Origin of the sequence: Ensifer adhaerens (assembly GCF_028993555.1) — a bacterium.
GTDB classification, from domain to species: Bacteria; Pseudomonadota; Alphaproteobacteria; order Rhizobiales; family Rhizobiaceae; genus Ensifer; species Ensifer adhaerens_I.
The window spans coordinates 1,103,056-1,120,820 of sequence record NZ_CP118610.1 but is presented as its reverse complement, the minus strand read 5'-3'; the positions used below and the strand labels follow the sequence as shown (position 1 = coordinate 1,120,820).

Here is a 17,765-nt window from a genome sequence, read left to right as displayed (position 1 = left end):
CCGCGGCGCCCCTCGTCTGGCGCCGCGGGCATGGGTCAGAAGCCGATTTCGCTCGCGGCCACGTAGTCTCCGGCGCCTTCGTGCAGCCACTGCTTCAACAGGTAGCCTTCCAGCGCCCAGATCTTGTTGCGAGCATTTTCGCGGGCGATCTTTCGGCCGATTTCCTCGTCGAAGTTTTCCGGGCTGGCGGCCGCGCTCTCGCCGGTCACGTTGAACCCATTCCGCAGCGTCAGAGCGCAGACGGTCAGCGTGGTGCCCGGGAAGACGTGATACTGCTCGGATGCGATCACGGCATCGATGCGCGTCGGCGTCAGCCGCGGCGCATTGAGCCCCTTGCTCTGGATTTCCCGCTCGATGGCGTCTTCATCTTTCATGCTCTTCTCCTCGTTGTGGCCGGCACCAAATGCCGGGCCGGGTTCAGTCCTCGACGATCGTCCAGTCGTCGGCGAGCATGTCGGTCTGGCTGGCGAGCCAGCCCATCAGGATCTCGCCGGTTGCAGTCTTCATGATGATGCAAGGCAACACGGCCGCAGATCCGCCATTCAGGCGGGCATACTCGCTGGCGTGCCTTGACCAGAAGTTTTCGTAGGCGATTTCTCGCGGTCCGTTCGGCCCACTGAGCGCGAGCCACATGCCCTTGCCGTTCCAACCTGCACGGGCAACGCGCTCGCCGGCCTTCAGCGCAGCGAGGGCGTGGCCGAACGACATGGCTCCAGTCGGCTGATACGCCGCGTCGAATTGCGCCTTGGGAGACCAGGAGATATAGCCAGCGTGGTTCGGATGATTGCCGGCGCCGCCGTCCTGGTACTCGACCAGGTAGCCTTCATCGGCGCCATTCTCATCCGTCGGCAGCTGCCAGCCACGATAGTCATTGTACGCAAGCCGCGTCATCGCCAGGGCGGTGACAAGCTTTGTGCCGTAGTAGTTTTTCATGCTCTTCTCCTCGTGTTGCGGCCGGCACCATTGCCGGCCGGGATGGTCAGAACGGGATATCGGTGTCCAGGTCACGACTGCTGCGCGTCGGACGGAACCGACCATCGACGATCGGCACCAGTTGCAGGCAGCTCGACGGCAAGCTGTCGCGGGAGATTTCAGCGCGGTCGATGAACGTGTTCCAGACGAGGTGGACGGTCCAATAATCCTCGCCGCAGCGCTGATCGACGCCCTCGACCATCATCTGAAAGCCGCCGGACTTCAGCTCGACCAGGTCACCGGTAAGAAAGGGCTGCGTTGATCGGCGCAGTTCCTCACGCGCAACCTCGGCCTCTGCGGCATGGTGCTGAAGCCGCGCCTTCGCAGCCTCACGACGGCGATCGCCGCCACTATGAGCTTCCATCTGGTCGACCATTCGGCCGGCCGCCTCTCTGAGCTTGCCCATCAGCCACGCCCTCCCCAAGTCGCCATGGCGTCGTCGACGGTCTCCATGGTCGTATCCTCGATGGGGATCGGCTTGCGCTCCTCGGGCTGCCGATCGGCAGCAGCCCGCCGCTCAGCCACGGTCTTGTCGAAGGCGTCCACCCCGGCGACGATGTTGATGAAGGTCTGGACGATCAGCGTCTCGGCCTCCGACAGCTCCGGATGATCGAGCATGCCGAGGATCTTCAGCTGCTGCGCGCAAACCTCCGGCGTCGCCCGTTCCTTGCCGATCTTGCGCACCAGCTCGGCCATGGCATTGGTGCCGGCGGATCCGGCGTATCCGGTAAGAACGTGGATACGGAAGTTTCCGAGCTCGGACAGATGGTTATTGCCGAGGAAGACGACGACGTTCCAGGCGGCCGTCTCGGCAGCCGAGACAGCGTCGTCGATCGGGGAGACGCGTTCCGAGCCTACACCTTCCAGCCACCGGTAATCGCTGCCACCATCATCGCGTCGCTCGCGTTCTGGATCCTCTCGCGATGCCTCTCCCACATTTCCTCCAGCCTCGGATCGAGCGGCGGATTGCTCAGAAAAACCATATCGTTCGAGATCGACACGCTCACCGGCTCCGGAGGCAGGATCTCCCCCTCCAACGGCGCTGGCTCCGGCTTCACCACGAACACCGCCCCCCGATAGGTGCGCTGACTGCTCATCAGCATTTCCGGCGTCTGGGCCGAGATCTGGCTTGCCGACGCCGTTTTCACCAGTGCCTGGTACTCCGCTTCCGTCACCTCGATCGGTTCCCGGCTCGGCGCCGGCGCCACCATCAAGTTTGCCAGCGCCGCCAGCTGCGCCGCCGTCATTCTCGGTGCTGCGACCATCGCTACCGTGCTCGACGATGTTGGTTTTGCTCCCATCTGCTCCGGCGTCAGGAAGAATGTTTCCACCAGTTCCTGTCGCACCTCCATCAGTTGAAGGTATTCCACCGATGGCATCGCCAACTGGCACGGGCTCAACGCCAGCGGTTCCAGCAATTCGCCCCGAGGATAGTGCCCCTTCGAGAGTGCCAGTCGATACTCCTGATCCTTCCGCTTCTCCGCCGGCGTCTTCCGGGGCTTCGGTCCCGGTATCGGCTGCACCGGCGCCCTGCCCTTCGGCTGCGGTTTCAAGTTCTTGCCCTGGGGCCAGACCATTTTCTGTATCTTGCCCATCGGCTACGCCCCCAGAATTCCCAGCGGCACTGTCGAGCGCCGGATCATGCGTTCCAGCCTGGTGTTGCAGCCCTGCTGCTGCAGCGGCCGCACTATCACCGAGATCCAGTGCCGCTTCTGCTTCCGGTGCCACTGCTGCCGGCGAAACCGCCGCGTCGACAATCTGCGGCTTGCCGCTTGCTGACTTCTGCGCATTGCCTTTCCTTCTCCTTGCCATGTTCACTCACTCCTCTTCCGCCGCCGGCACCATGCCGAGGGCCTGCAGATACGTGTCGAGAAGCGCCTCCTCTTCCATGCGCTGGTCATGGTCCTTGCGGCGGATCGCGATAACTTTTTTCAGGATCTTGACGTCGAACCCCATCGACTTGGCCTCGCCATAGACGTCCTTGCGATCGTCGTTGAGGCACTTCGCTTCCTCGTCCAGGCGCTCGATACGCTCGACGAAAGCGCGTAGCTGGTCCCGGGCAATGCCGAATGCACTGGAATTGTCGCCGATCTCAGCCAAGGTCGGGCTCCTCGCTGGCCTGCCAGTCCGTGAACCATCTGCGCGCATCATCGAAGCTTTCGGCGGCACGCTTCATCCAAAGATCCTGGCGGGGCTCCCGCTTCTCGATCCCAAGGGCGCCGAGCATGCCCATGCGGGCGGCGGCAGTGACCAGCTCGCCAACCGTGATCTGAAACGCGGTAGGCATGTCGACGCCGGCATCGGAGAGTTCGCCTGCCATCTGCATCGCCAGAGACAGACGATATTTGTCGGTAATCACTGCGACCTTCGCGCGTAGCTCCGGTGGCAGGTTGAAGGTTTCCGGAAGGTCATCCATCGCCCTATTCCTCCTGTATCAAGTCGTTGAAATCGTTCCCCACGTGGCTGTCGATCGCCGTCCAGGGCTTGCCCGAACGCTCCATCGCTTCGCACACCTGCAGGAATTGCTTTTCGGTCGTGTGGTGCTTGAAGTGGTCGCGCAGCAGCACGATCGACGACACGCACGGCAGCCAGATCGGCGCCGAAAGCATGTTGGCGAGGCTGCCAGCCGCCCAGGCGCGCGCCTCGGGCGCGGCGATCGCAGCGCTGGCCGTCGTCTCGATGCCTTCGCCCATGATCAGCGGATAGGCTTTCTGCGCGGTCTCCGGCGGCTCGCCTTCCGGGCCATGGGAAATGCGCACGACGGCGCCGGCTGAGGGGCCGCGCATCAGCTTCGCGTTCTCGTCCTCTTCTTTCAGAACCGGCAGCTTGCGGGGTCCGAGCGGATCGAGGAACGTCATGTGGACGGCCGCGATCTGCCCGGTTGCCAACCGCATGGCGGAAAGGATCACCGGATATTCCGGCCCCTTCTGCACCTTTACGCTCCGGCCGTTCTCGTAGCGGAACTGCGCCCGCTTCCAGTATTCCTCGGCCGGCGAAAACCGGAACGTCTGCCGATCGCGGTTCGGGATCTCGTCGAGCGGCACGTTGCGGGCGGCGAAATATCGGCGGGCATAGGCTTCGGCCGCACTGCCTGCGCCGTCCTGGAAACCACGCTCCCACAGCTTTTCGGCCTGCCGCATGCGCTTCAGCAGATCTTCGGCCGCACGCGCCTCGGCATCCTCTTGCGCCTGGCGCGCCTCAACCTGGAGGCGCCGGCGCTGGTCCGACGACATGTTGCGCATGCCGAGGAAATCGCGAGCCCAGTCCAGCGCCTCGCGGAAATCGCAATTGTGCAGGTACTGGATCAGGCCGATAACGTCGCCCTTCTCGCCGGTCCGCCAATCCTTCCAGGCGCCGGTGTCTCGATTGAGAGCCACCTTGAATTCGGCACTCTGCTTGTAATCGGCCGTCACAGGATTGTGGGCCACCCAGAGGCGCCCCTGCCGGCGGCCGTCGGGCAGCAGCTTGGCGCAAAGGCTTTCGATCCGGCGCTTCAGTTGTTCTTTGACCAGGGGGGTATCGTTCTCGCGGGTCATGGGCAAAGGCTCTGCTCGACAGCGTCATAAAGACGCTCGATCCGGGGCCGCTGCAGATCCTGCTGGACGCGTCGTATGGCGATGGAAACCGCGGCCCTCGACATGCGCGCCGCGCGGCTCGCCTCGGCCTGGGTAAGGCCCAGCAGCTCAACGCTGGCGAGGATCGCTAGGCCACGAAGACGTGACGAAAGCATCCAAAGGCCGTCTTCCGTTGCCCGGCGTTGCGGGCGCTGCGACACGGCCGTCGCATACGTGATGCCCTCGGCCTCAGGCAGAAAGCTCGGCGCCAGCGCACAAACGGCGCGAAACGCCCGGTGAAATTCGCGATTGCACTTGCGCTGAGGCGGCCGGCTATGGAGCTGAAACCAGTTGCTGGGGGCGGGTGCCTGATCGGCGAGCATGCTCATGCTTCAAAAGCCCCCTCGACTGCTCGGATGATGGCCTCGATCTCGGCATCGCTCTGCCGATCGTCCTCAACGTCCTTCATGGCGTAGGAAACGTTGGCCTTGCTCATGCTGGCGGCGCGCGCCAGGTCGGCCTGCTCGACATGCAGGTATTGGTTGGCGATGTAGAGCGCGATGCGACGCAGCCGGGCGGCGCGCAGCCACAGCGGATCCGCCGTCGCGCGCCTGGCCGGGTCCGCTTCCAGGATGAAGGCGGGTTTCACATCGGCGGCATGGGCCACGAAGGCGATCGCCATGCGGTATTGCGCCGCCGATCGGCTTTCCCACGGCCGCTTGCCGTTGGTCGCCTTCTCACGCGCCTCCATCCGGCGCTGGCGCTTGACCTCGGCGATCGCCTGCTTGATGCGATTGACGAACTTCGGCGTTAGCGGCCGGTATCCATATCGGATGTTGTAGAGGTATCGCGCACCAGCTCCGGCTGCGCGCAACACCTCGTCTTCTGTGAGGCCGGCGGCTTGGATGGCATCGTCGATGTCGGCAATACAATTCATGATCAGCCTGAAAACAGGGCCGAACGCGGTACAAATCGGCATGTAGTGGGGGAGTGGCGCCGCCAGAGCTGCCGGCGCACAGATCGTTATGGCTTCACGCCCAGCGCGATCTGATCGCGCTGCAGGCCCTTGTTGTAGATCTCGACCAGCGCCTTCGCGACGTTGGTGGTCGCGTCACCGCCGCCGATCTTGCGGATGGTCTCGGCGTCCGATGTCAGGATCTTCCGATCCTTGACCCGGAGCTTTGCCGTCATCCGCTCACGACTGATGAAGCGCTTATTGTTCTTGAAGAGCCGGGCAAGCCCCTGGATCATCACGCCATTCAGCGCCCCGGTATCCTGCGGCCAGGCATCGACGAGGGTTTTGCAAGCCTCGGATACCGCCTTGTCGCCATAGTTCTTGATCGCGCGGCTGACGGCCGTTACTGCCGCCGTTTTGTTGGCGGCAGGCTTCAAACCAATAGCGTCGACGACGGCACAACCCGCCTCTTCGAGTACGGCGCAGACGGCCATCATGTCCGCATCGCCGGCCTCGATGCCGGCATGGTATTTCTCGACGGTCGAAACCGCCGTCCGGTTGACGTTGACGCCGAGGAAGGCCCCCGCCTCATCGCAGCTTTGCTCCAGCTTCACGACAGCCGCGGGAACCTCTTTCACCTCCGGATGCGCCCTGGCGGCAGCGACACGGTGCTGCCCGTCAAAGACGGTAAAGGTGCCGTCCGCCTGCTCGGCGAGCATGATCGGCTGGAAGTGCGCCCAGTTAAATTCGCGGAGGATCTGTGCGACGCGCGTCGGGCGCAGCTCGCGCTGATAATTATGGTCGACGCGGATAAGGTCGACCGGCACCCATTGAAGAGACGGACGTTGGCCGAGCTCGGCCGAGATTGCATCACTCATGCGGCTTGCTCCTGTTTGCGGGGCAGCAAGCGGTATCCGCCGCCCCAAATCGTTTCGATCGAGACGCCTAGGCCGGCGATTTTCTTTCGGATCTTGCAGACGAAGACGTCGACGATCTTGATTTCCGGAGCATCGTCGACGTGAGATGCGATCGCGTTGAGCAGATGCTCCTTCGACTTCACCTGGCCCTTGGCCTGGTAGAGGGTTTCGAAGATCGCGAGTTCGCTCCTGGTCAGCTGGGCGAAGCGGCCGGCGGCGATAACGATGCCGGCCTCCCAGTCGATAGCGAATGTCTGTGGCGGCAGCACCTGGCCGCAGGTCGGGCATGGGCAGGCGCTCATGATGCCCTCCCGACCAAGAGCCGATAGCCCTTGAAGCGTTCGGAGGTGATGTCGAGGCCGAGCGGCAACAGCTTCTTGCGCAGCTTGGAGACGTGGCTTTCGACCACATTCTCCGTTTCCGGCTCGTCGTCTTGCCGGTACAGTTCGCGAAAAAGCGTTGACTTCGAAATAGTCCGGCCGCGGCGGTCCAACAAGAACTCGAGAATATGCGCCTCACGACGTGGAAGCGTAAGGAACTGCCCGCCGTAAACGAGCAAGCCACTTTCCGCGTCAAAGCTGAAGTGGTCCGGGGCGAGAGCAGCGCCACAGGTAGGGCAGCAGCTATTCATCGGCCCGCACCTCGCCGTGTTCGTCGAATTTCTCGGGGAAGACACCCCGCATCACGGTTTTTGTGGCCGCCTGCAGACGGGAATTCTTGCGCAGGCCGGAATAGATTGTCCGTTCCGGTATGCCAGCACGGCGGGCAAGCTCAGAGATCTGCATCCCCCGCTCTTCGCGCCAGCTGTCGATAACTTTCCAAGTAAGAATCATGACCACTTTCCTTGTCACGCAATTCATGAAAAGAGTGATTTGCGTGATTTCGTCAAGTGAACGTACCGCAATTTTTTAGTGAACGGCCTCACCTTAGTTTTGTGTTGTGGAAAACGGTCGTAGACAGCAACTGCAGTGGTTCAACTTCGTCCTAGAAGCCAAGGGATGGAGAGTGGCGGAGCTTGCGCGTCGCACGAAGGTCAACCCTTCGACTTTCGCCAAGTTCCGCAACGACCCTGACAACAAGGCTATGCTGGAAGACGCCACCGTCTCCCGGATCGAGGAAGCGACTGGCATCAAAGCCTATGAGCTTTCGATCTCAGGCAAGGCCCGCGGTCTGGCAGAGCAGGAAAGCTCCCGTTACGACGCGGAGCCGCTTCAGACACTCGATGGCGCCGTGGCGGCACTCAAGGCTGGCAGGAACGGAGTAGACCCGTGGATCCTCCGCTCCCGTTGCCTTGAAAACGTCGGCTACATGCCCGGCGACGTGATGATGGTGGACCTCAACGCAAAGCCCGAGCCTGGCGACGTCGTCTGCGCCCAGGTCTATGACCGTACCGGCCGGGCCGATACCGTCTTCCGGATCTTTGAAGATCCCTTCCTGGTCGCCTCGACCATGGACGCATCCCTGATGAAGCCCCTCCTGATCGACAACGATCGCATCGTTGTACGCGGCGTCGTCATCGCGTCGTTCCGCGAACGTCGCGCCGCCTGATCCTATTTGCGACATGATGCACTGAACTGAGGAGCGCTCCTTTTTGCGCGGCCTCACTGAATTCAGGAGCGCTCCAATCCACAACCGCACACTGAACTGAGGAGCGCTCCAATCGCGTTGCGCGCATTGAACTGAGGAGCGCTCCAAATCCCTGTTCACTTTCGGTTGGTGATTTACGTGTGAACCACCTCCGGACCACGTCTCCGCGTTGAACCGATTAGAGGTCCCCAATTTCTGGACGGGGCCCAAGATATCGCCCCCTGAACTTATCCCCAGCTTTGCCGCATCATTTTGCGAGCTTCATCATTTCACTTTCATCGAAATCACTAAATTCATGAACAAATGATTGTCAGTTCACTTTTTTGGTGACATCTTCATCAGCGCAGTGATTTGCCACTGATGGAGACGCGACCATGCAAACCGCAACGAATGACCAGCTGCTGAAGGGGCACCAGGTTGCCGCCCTCATCGGCTGGACGCCGGAGACCTTCTCCCGGCACAAGCCGAGGCTGATTGCCTCCGAGGGGTTCCCCTCGCCGCTACCGTCCGGCCGCTACTGGCGCTCGGCCGTCATGCGCTGGATCGAAACCTATGGCGACAACAAGACGGCTGCGATCGCGCAGGCACAGGGCAAAAGTATCGCGTCCGCCCGCGTGCATGATGATCGCCGCGCGCTCACAGAAAAGTATGTTGCGAGGAACGCAGCATGAAGACGCTCCTCGAATTCCGTATCGAGCGCCTTGAGGCAGAGAATGACTGCCCCTGCTGCAGCACCTACCGCGCCGAGTTTCTGCGCAATCCAGCCTTCTTCCCCGACAGCGATGCCGACGCGTACCTCTTCAGCGACGGCGACCAGGTCTCCGCCCGCTATGAATGCGGATCCGAATTCGTGGCCACCGACCAGGAGGAGATCCGTTGCCGGCAGCCTTGCGCCCAGGCGTCTGTCGATGCGGCCGACCAGCTGCAGGAACAGGCAGACGAGAACTGCACTGCAGCTGAAGACGCGGAGATGGCGGCATGAGCACGCCGATCACCGAAAACCCGGCCGTGCTCCAGCCGCGCAAGACGCTGACGCAGGCCGAGCAGAACGCGCTCGGCGCTATCAACTTCTTCAAGCACCAGAGCCCGGAAGCCGGTGGCTGGCGCATTGGCAACAAGCGCATCCACATTCGCACCATCGCCGGCCTCCAGCGCCACGAGCTCGTGAAGGTCAGCAACCGCATCCAGCTCACACAGGCGGGCTTGCTCGCCGCCGAGCGCCTGAAAGGAAGCCAGCAATGAACAAGATCAAGGATCTGATCCTGCAGCTCGAGGCGAAGCGCCAGGAGACCGACGAACTCATGGCGCGCCTCACGGCCGAGCTCCGCGAACAGGGAAGCAGCCGCGACGGGATCGTCGAGCTCGGGCGTTATCGCTCGCTCACGCGCCAGGCCGCCGGCAGCTTCATCACCGAGGCGATTGCCCCGCTTTCGCCCGACCAGGCGCCCAGCATCCACGAGCTGCTGTTCGTCCGCGTCCCGGCTCCGGCGTTCCACCAATGACGGAGATGCAGTTCCTCTTAAGCCCGCTCGCCGTCATCGCCGGCCAGGCGCTCGGGTTCGGCTTCGTCTTCCTGGCGATCCGCCTCGACAAAGCCAGCCGCACCCACCGGCGCGTCTGACGCCTCACCCTTCCCTGCCCTGACCGCGCCTCCCCCTCATCATCAAGCGGTCTGGGATCTGAGCCCGGCGGCCTTTGTTTCGCGTAGCCGCCGGGCTTTTTTGTTCAATACGCGTATGGAGCACGCGCCATGAGTACCCGCCGATCGACCGACAATCCCAAGATCAAGCACATCGCCTGGCGCGATGGCCGCCCGCGCTTCGAGCCGTCGCCGACGCTGCGCAAGCTCGACTACAAGGGCGAGGATCTGAAGATCGACGGCCGGTGGATGACCGCCGGCGAAGCGCTCGACTGGTCGAACCAGCTCACGAAACAGATCGCGTCGCACAAGCGTAAGGCCCGCATGCGCGCGTCCGGCCGGCATGAGCCGCCGCCGGTTCCCGTCGCGCCCGCCTTGAAGCCCGGCTATCCCGTTTCAAAGCTGTTCGAGGATTGGCTTGAGCCGAAGATCAACCCATCGATGACGGACCTCAGCGCCAACACTATCCGCGACTACAAGCAGAAGGCGCGCGTGTTCGAAAACCACCTGCCCGACGTCTGGGCGTCCGAGGCGGCCGCACTGACGAAGCCCATCTGCCTCGGCCTCTATGACGCCATCCGCGTCAAGGCGGGGCTGACGACGGCCGTCGGGGCCATGCGCGTTCTCGGCATCGCTCTGCAGTGGGCGATCGACCGCGGCCGCCTGCCCGAGGAAATGAAGATCAACCCGGCGCACAAGCTGAAGATGAAGACGCCGGATCCGCGCGTCCGCTTCGCCACCCGGGAGGAAATGAAGGTCCTGGTCGGCGTCGCCGACAGCATGGGCTCATTCGACATGGGCGACATGTTCACCTTCGCCGTCTGGTCGGGCCAGCGCCAGAACGATCGTCTCCTCTTCCAGCTCGCCGGCCGCGATCGTGGCCGTATCACAATTCGCCAGGGAAAGACGAAAGTCATCGTCTCGATGCCAGAGGCCCCGGAGCTACGCAAACGCCTCCAGGCGGCCGAGCAGAGGCGAAAGACGGCAGAAATCATCTCCCCCTATGTCGTGCTCAACGAGGAGAACTGGAAGCCCTTCAAGTCCGACCGCTACCGCCGGCGCTATGAGGACATTCGCCGAGCCGCGGCCAAGAAGCTGCCGAGCCTGAAGACGCTCCGCGATCAGGACTTCCGCGACACGGCCGTGACCTGGCTGGCAATGGCCGGCTGCACCATCCCGGAGATCTGCTCGATCACCGGCCACAGCTTCAAGACGGCCAACGACATCCTGAAACACTACCTCGCCATGAACCCCGAGCTGGCCGACAGCGCCATGGCGAAGATGATTGCTTGGTTTGAGATAGAGGAAGAGGCGAACTGACAGCCTTGACATGAACGGCATTGGCGCACACCCTATATGTGCTTCGCGAAAACGGCGGAGCCCGGGGTGCAAGCCGGTTCATGTCTAGGGCGTCCGACGCGCCGTGCCTTCACAGGCGCGTTTTTCTATGGTCGGGCGTGATGGGAGGGCTTTGCCCTGCCGTGTCCCTAGACGCGGTCTTGCACACCCATTACTGCCCGGCCACCAGTGTGCAAGCTGCTGTCCGGGTTCACCTCGATCTAGGGAACCCAACAATGACTGCTTTCGAACGCCCCTTATCTCAACTCGAAGATACCATCCTTGACCTTCGCGCCCTGATGAAGCTCGTGCTATTCGCCACCGAGCACTCGGAACACGAGGATTTCGGCAAGTTGCGCGAAACCTTCAACACGACAATCTATCTCATGCTGGAAAAGCTGGAAGTGATCGACGGCCAGCACTCCGCCATGTGGACAATTGAAACCGCCATTCACCGCCAGAAGGACACTCTGCAATGAGCGCAGGAGCGAGGCATCTAATTTGGCGGGACGGGCGCCCTCGATGGGAACCGAGCCCGTCAGCAAGGACGCTCGGCTTCAAGGGGCGCGACCTGAAGGACGACGCGGGCAACTGGCTGTCTATGGAGCAGGCGATAGCCGCGGCCGAGGAAGTCAACCGCAAGGTCGACGAGATCCGCACCGAGGTCGGGCGACGAAGTAAACCAACCACCCCGCCAACCGATCCAACCCTTGAGACGCTGCCCAAGCGAATTGACGAGATCATCCGTACGCAGGAGACGCGACGCTGGAAACGGCAAGCATCCGAGGACGGGCCTTCGCTCCACAAGGCGGGGTACGTTTACTTCCTCTGGGCTGGGGACGCCGTGAAGATCGGCTTTTCCGTCAATCCGCTCCGGCGACTGACCAGCCTCGAAACCGGCGTTTCCGCGCCGATCGCCCGCATCGCCGTAGTGCCAGGCACCCTTGCTGACGAGCGCCGGCTGCACAACAGGTTTCACCGGCAAAGAAGCCACGGCGAATGGTTTCGGGCAACAAAAGAGCTAAATCGGATCGTCATGGACATGATCGAACTCGGAACCGCTAAAATTCCGTGATTTCAAGCGTCCGACATTTACGACATTTCGGGTATCGGAAGTCTGAAATGTCGGACGCGTTTCCGACTTTTTGACATGTAAGTGATTGAAAAGTGGTGCCCCCACCAGGACTCGAACCCGGGACCTACTGATTACAAATCAGCCGCTCTACCAACTGAGCTATAAGGGCACTTGCTTCGGTGGGAGTTACCATAATCTCATCCGGTGTAAAGCAAAATTGCAAATTCTCCCAATTTTTCAGATGCGTTCGGCTCTGGGCCGTGCCAGAAACGGTGGATAGAGATCGCCGTAAGCGGCATGCAACGCATCGAACGGACTACAGTTTCATGGCCCGAACGTTCAATTCCTTCGCCTTCCTCGCCTCTCCTGCGGAGGAGGCGCAAAAAGCTGCGGCCGATCTCAAGGCGATCTATGGCGACAACGATCCGGCGAAGGCCGACGTGATCGTGGCGCTCGGTGGCGATGGCTTCATGCTGCAGACGCTGCACCAGACCATGAACAGCGGCAAGCTGGTTTACGGCATGAACCGTGGCTCCGTCGGCTTCCTGATGAACCGCTACAGCACCGAGAACCTGACGGACCGTATCTGCCAGGCAGTCGAGAACGCATTCCATCCGCTGGAGATGCAGACGACCGATGTCTATGGCGAGAGCTTCACGGCGCTCGCGATCAACGAAGTCTATCTCTTTCGCCAATCCTACCAGGCCGCCAAGCTGCGCGTGCTGATCGACGGAAAGACAAGGCTCGAGGAACTGACCTGCGATGGCCTGCTGGTGGCGACCCCCGCCGGTTCCACCGCCTATAACCTCTCCGCCCACGGCCCGATCCTGCCACTCGAAGCGCCGCTTCTGGCCATGACGCCGGTCAGCGCCTTCCGTCCCCGCCGCTGGCGCGGCGCGCTTTTGCCGAACCATGTGACCGTCGAAATCGAAATCCTCGAAGCCGACAAGCGGCCGGTCAACGCGGTGGCAGACCATCAGGAAGTAAAATCGGTGGTCAGAGTGCGGATCGCCGAATCGGAGAACATGACGGCGCGCATCCTCTCGGATCCCGATCATTCCTGGTCGGACCGCATCCTGGCCGAGCAATTCTCGAACTGAGCGCACGTTTTCCGCGATGTGTGTTATGATCCTCCGCGGCTGAATTTGCCACCGTCGGCAGCGGAGCTGCGGATCGAAAGGACGACAATCCAAATGCAAAGATCCGCCCTCCTCGCGCTCCTTCTCCTGTTCGTGAGCTGCGCCGGCGCAAAGGCCGAGGATGCCAACGTCGTGCCGCCACAGGCAACCTTTGTGACGAGCACTGGCTACTGGGAGGAAAGCGGAGCACCGCTTTCATCGCTCGACCCCAATGCGGCCGCCGAGAAGCAAGGCGACGCCCGCCGCGGTTACTACAAGCTGATCGCGCTTCGCCAGACCGATGGCACCGCACAGGTCCATCTCCAGCAGATCGAAGCGACGTCCGCCGGGCCTGTGGTGATTTCTTCTGCAGAACTCGAGGAATTCTCGGCGCTCAAGGCCTATGTCACCGATATTCGCCCGGAGACCTCGACCGGCGTCACAGCCCAGCCGGGCATGTTCGCGACCGTCTATCTGAAGACAGATCCGACCGCGCGCGAACCGGAGGCCTGGACCGTGCTCATCGATGATCTCGGCGACATCAAGGTCGAGCGCGCCTCGAACTGAGCAAATGAAAAGGCCGGATGCGAACACCCGGCCCTCTCCAATTCACGAACTCTCGCAGCGACGCTTAGTTCAGATCGTCGACGACAGCATCCGCACCGCCGCTGACACGGTGTGCAAGCGCCGCTTCCATGAACTCGTTGAGCTCACCGTCGAGAACGTCGCCCGGTGCCGTGCTTTCGACGCCGGTACGCATATCCTTGACGAGCTGATAGGGCTGCAGAACGTAGGAACGGATCTGGTGTCCCCAGCCGATATCCGTCTTCGACGCGGCTTCGGCGTTTGCCGCCTCTTCCCGCTTCTTGAGTTCCGCTTCGTAGAGGCGCGCGCGCAGCATGTCCCAGGCCTTCGCCCGATTCTTGTGCTGCGAGCGTTCCTGCTGGCACTGCACGACGATGCCCGACGGGATATGCGTGATGCGCACGGCCGAGTCGGTGGTGTTGACGTGCTGGCCGCCGGCGCCCGAAGAGCGGTAGGTGTCGATGCGGCAATCACTCTCGTTGATGTCGATCTGGATCGAATCGTCAACGACCGGGTAGACCCAGATCGATGAGAACGAGGTGTGACGGCGCGCGTTGCTGTCATAGGGCGAAATGCGGACGAGCCGGTGCACGCCCGATTCGGTCTTCAGCCAGCCATAGGCATTGTGACCCTTGACGAGCAAGGTGGCAGACTTGATGCCTGCCTCTTCACCATCCTGGATTTCCAGAAGCTCGACCTTGTATCCCTGGCGCTCCGACCAGCGGGTATACATGCGCAGAAGCATGTTGGCCCAGTCCTGGCTTTCGGTACCGCCGGCGCCGGAGTGCACTTCGAGATAGGTGTCGTTCTGGTCGGCCTCGCCCGAGAGCATGGCTTCGACCTGCTTCTTGGCGGCTTCGTTTCTCAGATCGCGCAGCGCCTGTTCGGCGTCGGCAATGATCGCGGCGTCGCCCTCTTCCTCACCAAGCTCGATGAGCTCGATGTTGTCGTTGAGCTGCTGCTCGAAACGACGCAGGCCATTGATGCCGTCGTCAAGCTGCTGGCGCTCGCGCATCAGCTTCTGTGCTTCCGAGGCGTCATTCCACAAGGTCGGATCTTCCGCCTTGTTGTTCAACCAGTCCAGTCGTCTTACCGCCTGATCCCAGTCAAAGATGCCTCCTCAGCAGGCTTATGGCCTGCTTGATTTCGTCGACAATGTTCTCGATTTCGCTGCGCATGATCCTGCTTCTTGTGAACCCGATATGAAGGTGAGCGTCAAATAGCGATGCCCGCCGCTGATGTAAAGGCGGCGGGCATCGCGAGAGGGGAAAGGCTTAGAAGAGACCGTTCGATCCTGAGGTCACCGCCTGGTTTGCCTGCGGCGAGTTCTTCAGGATTTCCTCGGGCGGCACGTACTGGTCGAGGCCGCCGATGACCGAGAAGGTATCGGCCGGGCCGGTGCCGGGCTTGAAGGCCTCGATGATCGTGTCCGGTTCACCCTCCTGGGCGGCCATGCCGGTCTTGCGGTTGACGGCAACCATGCTCATGCCCTCGGGTACGACGAACTTGCTCGGGCGGGTGCCCTTGACCGCTTCGGTCATGAAGTCGTTGAAGATCGGCACGGCGAGACTGCCGCCGGTCGCGCCGCGACCAAGCGGAGCCGGGTTGTCGAAGCCGAGATAGAGGCCGGCAACGAGGTCCGGCGTGTAGCCGACGAACCAGGCGTCCTTTTCGTCATTGGTGGTACCGGTCTTGCCAGCAACCGGACGATCGAGCTTGATCTTGCCGGCAGCCGTACCGCGGAGCACCACACCCTCCATCATCGACGTGATCTGGTAGGAGGTCATGGGGTCGAGCACCTGCTCGCGATTGTCGGTCAGGACAGGTTCTTCCTGGCTCTGCCAATCACCGGCATTGCAGTTGTCGCAGGTACGGTCCTCATGCCGGAAAATCGTCTTGCCGTAGCGGTCCTGAATGCGGTCGATCAGCGACGGCTTGATCTGCTTGCCGCCGTTGGCGAGCACCGAATAGGCCGAAACCATGCGCAGAACCGTCGTTTCGCCGGAGCCCAGCGACATCGCAAGCAGAGGCGGCATCTTGTCGTAAATGCCGAAGCGCTCGGCATATTCGGCAACGAGGTTCATGCCCATGTCGTTGGCAAGGCGAACGGTCATCAGATTGCGCGACTTCTCGATGCCCAGACGCAGCGTCGACGGACCGGCCGAGCCGCCGCCATAGTTTTCAGGACGCCAGACCTGGCCGCCCGCAACGATTTCGATCGGGGCATCGAGAATGACCGATGCCGGCGTGTAGCCATTGTCGAGTGCCGCGGCGTAGACGAAGGGCTTGAAGGACGAACCCGGTTGACGCATCGCCTGCGTCGCGCGGTTGAATTCCGACTGGCCATAGGAGAAGCCGCCGACCATCGCCAGAACACGGCCGGTCTGCGGGTCCATGGCGACGAGACCACCCTGCACCTTCGGCGGCTGGCGCAGGCGATACTCGCCCTTTTCGGCGAGCGGCTCGACGTAGACCACATCGCCCGCGCCGAAAACGCCTTCGGGGGACTTCGCCGATTTGCGGTCGCCAGTCGCCGAACGATAGGCCCACTGCATGTTCTTGGCCGAGATGTGTCCGGTGACACGCTCGGCGACGATCTTGCCAGAGGCTTCCTTCTCCGGCTGAATGCCGATCTCGGCGCCCTGTGCATCGACTGAGAGAACGACGGCAAGCTTCCATTCCGGCACATCGCTGAAGGCAACAACTGCACCCAGCGGCTCACCCCAATCGCCGCCGATCTCGATCGACTTGACCGGTCCATGGAAGCCGCGGCGTTCGTCGTAGCTCAGCAGACCTGACTGCAGCGCCTTGCGCGCCGCGGTCTGCAGACGCGGATCAAGCGAGGTGCGGACCGACAGGCCACCTTCATAGAGCGCGTTGTCGCCGTATTTCTGAATGATCTGCCGACGGACTTCCTCCGCGAAGAAATCGGAGGCGAAGAGGTGCGCACCGCCGCGACGCGGATTGACACCGAGCGGCTGCTTCTTGGCTTCTTCGCCGTCGGCCTTGGTGACGTAGCCGTTCTCGACCATACGGTCGATAACCCAGTTGCGGCGTTCGATGGCGGCTTCGGTCTTGCGGAACGGATGATAGTTGGCCGGCCCCTTCGGGAGCGCCGCGAGATAGGCGGTCTCGGCAATGGTAAGTTCGGTGACCGACTTGTCGAAATAGGTCAGCGCCGCACCGGCAATGCCGTAGGAGTTCAGGCCGAAGAAGATTTCGTTGAGATAGAGCTCGAGAATGCGGTCCTTGCTGTAGGCCTGCTCGATGCGGAAGGAGAGGATCGCTTCCTTGACCTTGCGGTCGATCGTCTGGTCCGAGCTCAGCAGGAAGTTCTTGGCCACCTGCTGCGTGATCGTCGACGCGCCAACCGGGCGACGGCCGGAGCCGAAGTTCTGCAGGTTCACCGCGATAGCGCGGGCGAGACCGGTGATATCGACACCCGGATGCTGGTAGAAATTCTTGTCTTCGGCCGAGATGAAGGCTGCCTTGACGCGATCCGGGATCGCCTGGATCGGCAGATAGAGACGCCGCTCGCGCGCATATTCCGCCATCAGGGCGCCGTTGCCGGCGTGAAAGCGCGTCGTTACAGGCGGCGAGTATTTCGCCAGCACCTCGTAGTCAGGTAGGTCCTTGGTGACGACGCCCAGATAAAGTGCCGCAGCCCCGGCCACGCCAAGCAGCAGAAACGCACCAATTCCGAAGAAATATCCAATCAGCCTGATCATCAGTCAGATACCGGTACCTTAATTATCGTTCAATTGCCGGACCGCCGAGCGACAATCCGTGCTCTGTCCCGCCGGCTTACATTGCGTCGGTCCGACCAAACTCTTCCGTCAGAAATCGTCTGGCATCGCAGCGACCCGCTCGCTCGGCTCCTCATATGGCGAGGAACCCCGGGCTTCAACTCGTTTCTCAACAAATCCGGGCGCAATTCCGGATAGGTCCCGGATTGTGCGTAAAATAGGGCTATTTGCGATTATCGCGTGCGCATCCAATTGAAAAGCATAACGCTGTTACCAAGG

Annotated in this window: 28 protein-coding genes and 1 tRNA gene; 11 read left to right on the top strand and 18 right to left on the bottom strand. The window is 61.9% G+C overall.

Features of this window, described 5'->3' with window-relative positions:
- Positions 1-35 precede the first annotated feature (35 nt).
- The 15 genes from PWG15_RS05385 to PWG15_RS05315 all read right to left on the bottom strand — a co-directional run bounded on the left by PWG15_RS05385 (position 36) and on the right by PWG15_RS05315 (position 7,231).
- Entirely contained in the window at positions 36-374 is a 339-nt protein-coding gene (locus tag PWG15_RS05385; protein WP_275023453.1) for a Gp49 family protein, read from the bottom strand.
- Positions 375-417: 43 nt separating this feature from the next.
- A complete protein-coding gene (locus PWG15_RS05380; protein WP_275023452.1) occupies positions 418-933 on the bottom strand; it encodes a Thoeris anti-defense Tad2 family protein in 516 nt (171 codons plus the stop codon).
- A gap of 46 nt (positions 934-979) precedes the next feature.
- A complete protein-coding gene (locus PWG15_RS05375; RefSeq protein WP_275023451.1) occupies positions 980-1,378 on the bottom strand; it encodes a hypothetical protein in 399 nt (132 codons plus the stop codon).
- Positions 1,378-1,908 carry a hypothetical protein gene (locus PWG15_RS05370; protein WP_275023450.1) on the bottom strand — a complete coding sequence of 177 codons (531 nt, stop codon included), beginning with the start codon at positions 1,906-1,908 and terminating at the stop codon, positions 1,378-1,380. The genes PWG15_RS05375 and PWG15_RS05370 overlap by 1 nt, the downstream gene beginning before the upstream one ends.
- A complete protein-coding gene (locus tag PWG15_RS05365) occupies positions 1,827-2,549 on the bottom strand; it encodes a hypothetical protein (RefSeq protein ID WP_275023449.1) in 723 nt (240 codons plus the stop codon). The genes PWG15_RS05370 and PWG15_RS05365 overlap by 82 nt, the downstream gene beginning before the upstream one ends.
- Before the next feature lie 21 nt (positions 2,550-2,570).
- A complete protein-coding gene (locus tag PWG15_RS05360; RefSeq protein ID WP_275023448.1) occupies positions 2,571-2,762 on the bottom strand; it encodes a hypothetical protein in 192 nt (63 codons plus the stop codon).
- Between the two features lie 28 nt (positions 2,763-2,790).
- The gene (locus PWG15_RS05355) at positions 2,791-3,063 is read right to left on the bottom strand and encodes a DUF2312 domain-containing protein (protein ID WP_275024362.1); all 273 of its coding nucleotides are present in this window, start codon (positions 3,061-3,063) and stop codon (positions 2,791-2,793) included.
- Position 3,064: 1 nt separating this feature from the next.
- Positions 3,065-3,388, bottom strand: a complete 324-nt coding sequence (locus PWG15_RS05350) for a hypothetical protein (RefSeq protein WP_275023447.1) — start codon at positions 3,386-3,388, stop codon at positions 3,065-3,067.
- Between the two features lie 4 nt (positions 3,389-3,392).
- A complete protein-coding gene (locus PWG15_RS05345) occupies positions 3,393-4,508 on the bottom strand; it encodes a DUF7146 domain-containing protein (protein ID WP_275023446.1) in 1,116 nt (371 codons plus the stop codon).
- Positions 4,505-4,915: a hypothetical protein gene (locus PWG15_RS05340; RefSeq protein ID WP_275023445.1), complete on the bottom strand. Its 411-nt coding sequence runs from the start codon at positions 4,913-4,915 to the stop codon at positions 4,505-4,507. The genes PWG15_RS05345 and PWG15_RS05340 overlap by 4 nt, the downstream gene beginning before the upstream one ends.
- Positions 4,912-5,463 (bottom strand): hypothetical protein, encoded by a 552-nt coding sequence (locus PWG15_RS05335; protein ID WP_275023444.1) that lies wholly within the window; start codon positions 5,461-5,463, stop codon positions 4,912-4,914. The genes PWG15_RS05340 and PWG15_RS05335 overlap by 4 nt, the downstream gene beginning before the upstream one ends.
- Positions 5,464-5,549: 86 nt before the next feature.
- Complete coding sequence (locus tag PWG15_RS05330; protein ID WP_275023443.1) at positions 5,550-6,359, bottom strand: DUF6551 family protein; 810 nt, start codon at positions 6,357-6,359, stop codon at positions 5,550-5,552.
- Entirely contained in the window at positions 6,356-6,700 is a 345-nt protein-coding gene (locus PWG15_RS05325) for a winged helix-turn-helix domain-containing protein (RefSeq protein WP_275023442.1), read from the bottom strand. Before PWG15_RS05325 ends, PWG15_RS05330 begins: the two co-directional genes overlap by 4 nt.
- Positions 6,697-6,957, bottom strand: a complete 261-nt coding sequence (locus PWG15_RS05320; protein ID WP_275023441.1) for a winged helix-turn-helix domain-containing protein — start codon at positions 6,955-6,957, stop codon at positions 6,697-6,699. The genes PWG15_RS05325 and PWG15_RS05320 overlap by 4 nt, the downstream gene beginning before the upstream one ends.
- A gap of 64 nt (positions 6,958-7,021) precedes the next feature.
- Complete coding sequence (locus tag PWG15_RS05315; protein WP_275023440.1) at positions 7,022-7,231, bottom strand: helix-turn-helix domain-containing protein; 210 nt, start codon at positions 7,229-7,231, stop codon at positions 7,022-7,024.
- A 172-nt stretch (positions 7,232-7,403) separates the two neighbouring features.
- On the opposite strand from PWG15_RS05315, the gene PWG15_RS05310 reads away from it, so the two are divergent.
- From PWG15_RS05310 to PWG15_RS05270, 9 genes are all read left to right on the top strand, one after another.
- Positions 7,404-7,946 carry a LexA family transcriptional regulator gene (locus PWG15_RS05310; RefSeq protein ID WP_275023439.1) on the top strand — a complete coding sequence of 181 codons (543 nt, stop codon included), beginning with the start codon at positions 7,404-7,406 and terminating at the stop codon, positions 7,944-7,946.
- A 413-nt stretch (positions 7,947-8,359) separates the two neighbouring features.
- Positions 8,360-8,656 carry a hypothetical protein gene (locus tag PWG15_RS05305; protein WP_275023438.1) on the top strand — a complete coding sequence of 99 codons (297 nt, stop codon included), beginning with the start codon at positions 8,360-8,362 and terminating at the stop codon, positions 8,654-8,656.
- On the top strand, positions 8,653-8,967 hold the full coding sequence (locus PWG15_RS05300) for a hypothetical protein (protein ID WP_275023437.1): 315 nt from the start codon (positions 8,653-8,655) through the stop codon (positions 8,965-8,967). The genes PWG15_RS05305 and PWG15_RS05300 overlap by 4 nt, the downstream gene beginning before the upstream one ends.
- A complete protein-coding gene (locus PWG15_RS05295) occupies positions 8,964-9,227 on the top strand; it encodes a hypothetical protein (protein WP_275023436.1) in 264 nt (87 codons plus the stop codon). The genes PWG15_RS05300 and PWG15_RS05295 overlap by 4 nt, the downstream gene beginning before the upstream one ends.
- The gene (locus tag PWG15_RS05290; protein WP_275023435.1) at positions 9,224-9,487 is read left to right on the top strand and encodes a hypothetical protein; all 264 of its coding nucleotides are present in this window, start codon (positions 9,224-9,226) and stop codon (positions 9,485-9,487) included. The genes PWG15_RS05295 and PWG15_RS05290 overlap by 4 nt, the downstream gene beginning before the upstream one ends.
- Positions 9,484-9,606, top strand: coding sequence for a hypothetical protein (locus PWG15_RS05285; protein ID WP_275023434.1), 123 nt, complete (start codon positions 9,484-9,486; stop codon positions 9,604-9,606). Before PWG15_RS05290 ends, PWG15_RS05285 begins: the two co-directional genes overlap by 4 nt.
- 129 nt (positions 9,607-9,735) lie before the next feature.
- Positions 9,736-10,944: a tyrosine-type recombinase/integrase gene (locus PWG15_RS05280; RefSeq protein ID WP_275023433.1), complete on the top strand. Its 1,209-nt coding sequence runs from the start codon at positions 9,736-9,738 to the stop codon at positions 10,942-10,944.
- A gap of 254 nt (positions 10,945-11,198) precedes the next feature.
- Positions 11,199-11,441 (top strand): hypothetical protein, encoded by a 243-nt coding sequence (locus PWG15_RS05275; protein WP_275023432.1) that lies wholly within the window; start codon positions 11,199-11,201, stop codon positions 11,439-11,441.
- 122 nt (positions 11,442-11,563) lie between these two features.
- Complete coding sequence (locus tag PWG15_RS05270) at positions 11,564-12,037, top strand: GIY-YIG nuclease family protein (RefSeq protein WP_275023431.1); 474 nt, start codon at positions 11,564-11,566, stop codon at positions 12,035-12,037.
- 93 nt (positions 12,038-12,130) lie between these two features.
- On the opposite strand, the gene PWG15_RS05265 is transcribed toward PWG15_RS05270, so the two are convergent.
- Positions 12,131-12,206, bottom strand: a tRNA-Thr gene (locus PWG15_RS05265).
- 157 nt (positions 12,207-12,363) lie between these two features.
- Here PWG15_RS05265 and PWG15_RS05260 point away from each other — a divergent pair.
- Both PWG15_RS05260 and PWG15_RS05255 read left to right on the top strand, forming a co-directional pair.
- A complete protein-coding gene (locus PWG15_RS05260) occupies positions 12,364-13,137 on the top strand; it encodes an NAD kinase (protein ID WP_275023430.1) in 774 nt (257 codons plus the stop codon).
- A gap of 93 nt (positions 13,138-13,230) precedes the next feature.
- Positions 13,231-13,722, top strand: a complete 492-nt coding sequence (locus tag PWG15_RS05255) for a hypothetical protein (protein ID WP_275023429.1) — start codon at positions 13,231-13,233, stop codon at positions 13,720-13,722.
- Between the two features lie 64 nt (positions 13,723-13,786).
- On the opposite strand, the gene prfB is transcribed toward PWG15_RS05255, so the two are convergent.
- Together prfB and PWG15_RS05245 are read right to left on the bottom strand one after the other, a co-directional pair.
- Positions 13,787-14,918 (bottom strand): peptide chain release factor 2 gene (gene prfB / locus PWG15_RS05250; protein WP_275023428.1). Its coding sequence is split into 2 segments (ribosomal slippage): positions 13,787-14,848 and positions 14,850-14,918, totalling 1,131 coding nucleotides; the frame shifts between segments, so codons are not numbered across the junction.
- Positions 14,919-15,014: 96 nt separating this feature from the next.
- Positions 15,015-17,468: a penicillin-binding protein 1A gene (locus tag PWG15_RS05245; RefSeq protein WP_275023427.1), complete on the bottom strand. Its 2,454-nt coding sequence runs from the start codon at positions 17,466-17,468 to the stop codon at positions 15,015-15,017.
- Positions 17,469-17,765: the final 297 nt, after the last annotated feature.

Excerpts from the sequence above, each read along its gene's own strand:
- PWG15_RS05385 (WP_275023453.1), bottom strand. The coding sequence starts at position 374 with ATGAAAGATGAAGACGCCATCGAGCGGGAAATCCAGAGCAAGGGGCTC.
- PWG15_RS05380 (WP_275023452.1), bottom strand. The coding sequence starts at position 933 with ATGAAAAACTACTACGGCACAAAGCTTGTCACCGCCCTGGCGATGACG.
- PWG15_RS05375 (WP_275023451.1), bottom strand. The coding sequence starts at position 1,378 with ATGGGCAAGCTCAGAGAGGCGGCCGGCCGAATGGTCGACCAGATGGAA.
- PWG15_RS05365 (WP_275023449.1), bottom strand. The coding sequence starts at position 2,549 with ATGGTCTGGCCCCAGGGCAAGAACTTGAAACCGCAGCCGAAGGGCAGG.
- PWG15_RS05360 (WP_275023448.1), bottom strand. The coding sequence starts at position 2,762 with ATGCGCAGAAGTCAGCAAGCGGCAAGCCGCAGATTGTCGACGCGGCGG.
- PWG15_RS05350 (WP_275023447.1), bottom strand. The coding sequence starts at position 3,388 with ATGGATGACCTTCCGGAAACCTTCAACCTGCCACCGGAGCTACGCGCG.
- PWG15_RS05345 (WP_275023446.1), bottom strand. The coding sequence starts at position 4,508 with ATGACCCGCGAGAACGATACCCCCCTGGTCAAAGAACAACTGAAGCGC.
- PWG15_RS05340 (WP_275023445.1), bottom strand. The coding sequence starts at position 4,915 with ATGAGCATGCTCGCCGATCAGGCACCCGCCCCCAGCAACTGGTTTCAG.
- PWG15_RS05335 (WP_275023444.1), bottom strand. The coding sequence starts at position 5,463 with ATGAATTGTATTGCCGACATCGACGATGCCATCCAAGCCGCCGGCCTC.
- PWG15_RS05330 (WP_275023443.1), bottom strand. The coding sequence starts at position 6,359 with ATGAGTGATGCAATCTCGGCCGAGCTCGGCCAACGTCCGTCTCTTCAA.
- PWG15_RS05325 (WP_275023442.1), bottom strand. The coding sequence starts at position 6,700 with ATGAGCGCCTGCCCATGCCCGACCTGCGGCCAGGTGCTGCCGCCACAG.
- PWG15_RS05315 (WP_275023440.1), bottom strand. The coding sequence starts at position 7,231 with ATGATTCTTACTTGGAAAGTTATCGACAGCTGGCGCGAAGAGCGGGGG.
- PWG15_RS05305 (WP_275023438.1), top strand. The coding sequence starts at position 8,360 with ATGCAAACCGCAACGAATGACCAGCTGCTGAAGGGGCACCAGGTTGCC.
- PWG15_RS05300 (WP_275023437.1), top strand. The coding sequence starts at position 8,653 with ATGAAGACGCTCCTCGAATTCCGTATCGAGCGCCTTGAGGCAGAGAAT.
- PWG15_RS05295 (WP_275023436.1), top strand. The coding sequence starts at position 8,964 with ATGAGCACGCCGATCACCGAAAACCCGGCCGTGCTCCAGCCGCGCAAG.
- PWG15_RS05290 (WP_275023435.1), top strand. The coding sequence starts at position 9,224 with ATGAACAAGATCAAGGATCTGATCCTGCAGCTCGAGGCGAAGCGCCAG.
- PWG15_RS05285 (WP_275023434.1), top strand. The coding sequence starts at position 9,484 with ATGACGGAGATGCAGTTCCTCTTAAGCCCGCTCGCCGTCATCGCCGGC.
- PWG15_RS05280 (WP_275023433.1), top strand. The coding sequence starts at position 9,736 with ATGAGTACCCGCCGATCGACCGACAATCCCAAGATCAAGCACATCGCC.
- PWG15_RS05275 (WP_275023432.1), top strand. The coding sequence starts at position 11,199 with ATGACTGCTTTCGAACGCCCCTTATCTCAACTCGAAGATACCATCCTT.
- PWG15_RS05270 (WP_275023431.1), top strand. The coding sequence starts at position 11,564 with ATGGAGCAGGCGATAGCCGCGGCCGAGGAAGTCAACCGCAAGGTCGAC.
- PWG15_RS05260 (WP_275023430.1), top strand. The coding sequence starts at position 12,364 with ATGGCCCGAACGTTCAATTCCTTCGCCTTCCTCGCCTCTCCTGCGGAG.
- PWG15_RS05255 (WP_275023429.1), top strand. The coding sequence starts at position 13,231 with ATGCAAAGATCCGCCCTCCTCGCGCTCCTTCTCCTGTTCGTGAGCTGC.
- PWG15_RS05245 (WP_275023427.1), bottom strand. The coding sequence starts at position 17,468 with ATGATCAGGCTGATTGGATATTTCTTCGGAATTGGTGCGTTTCTGCTG.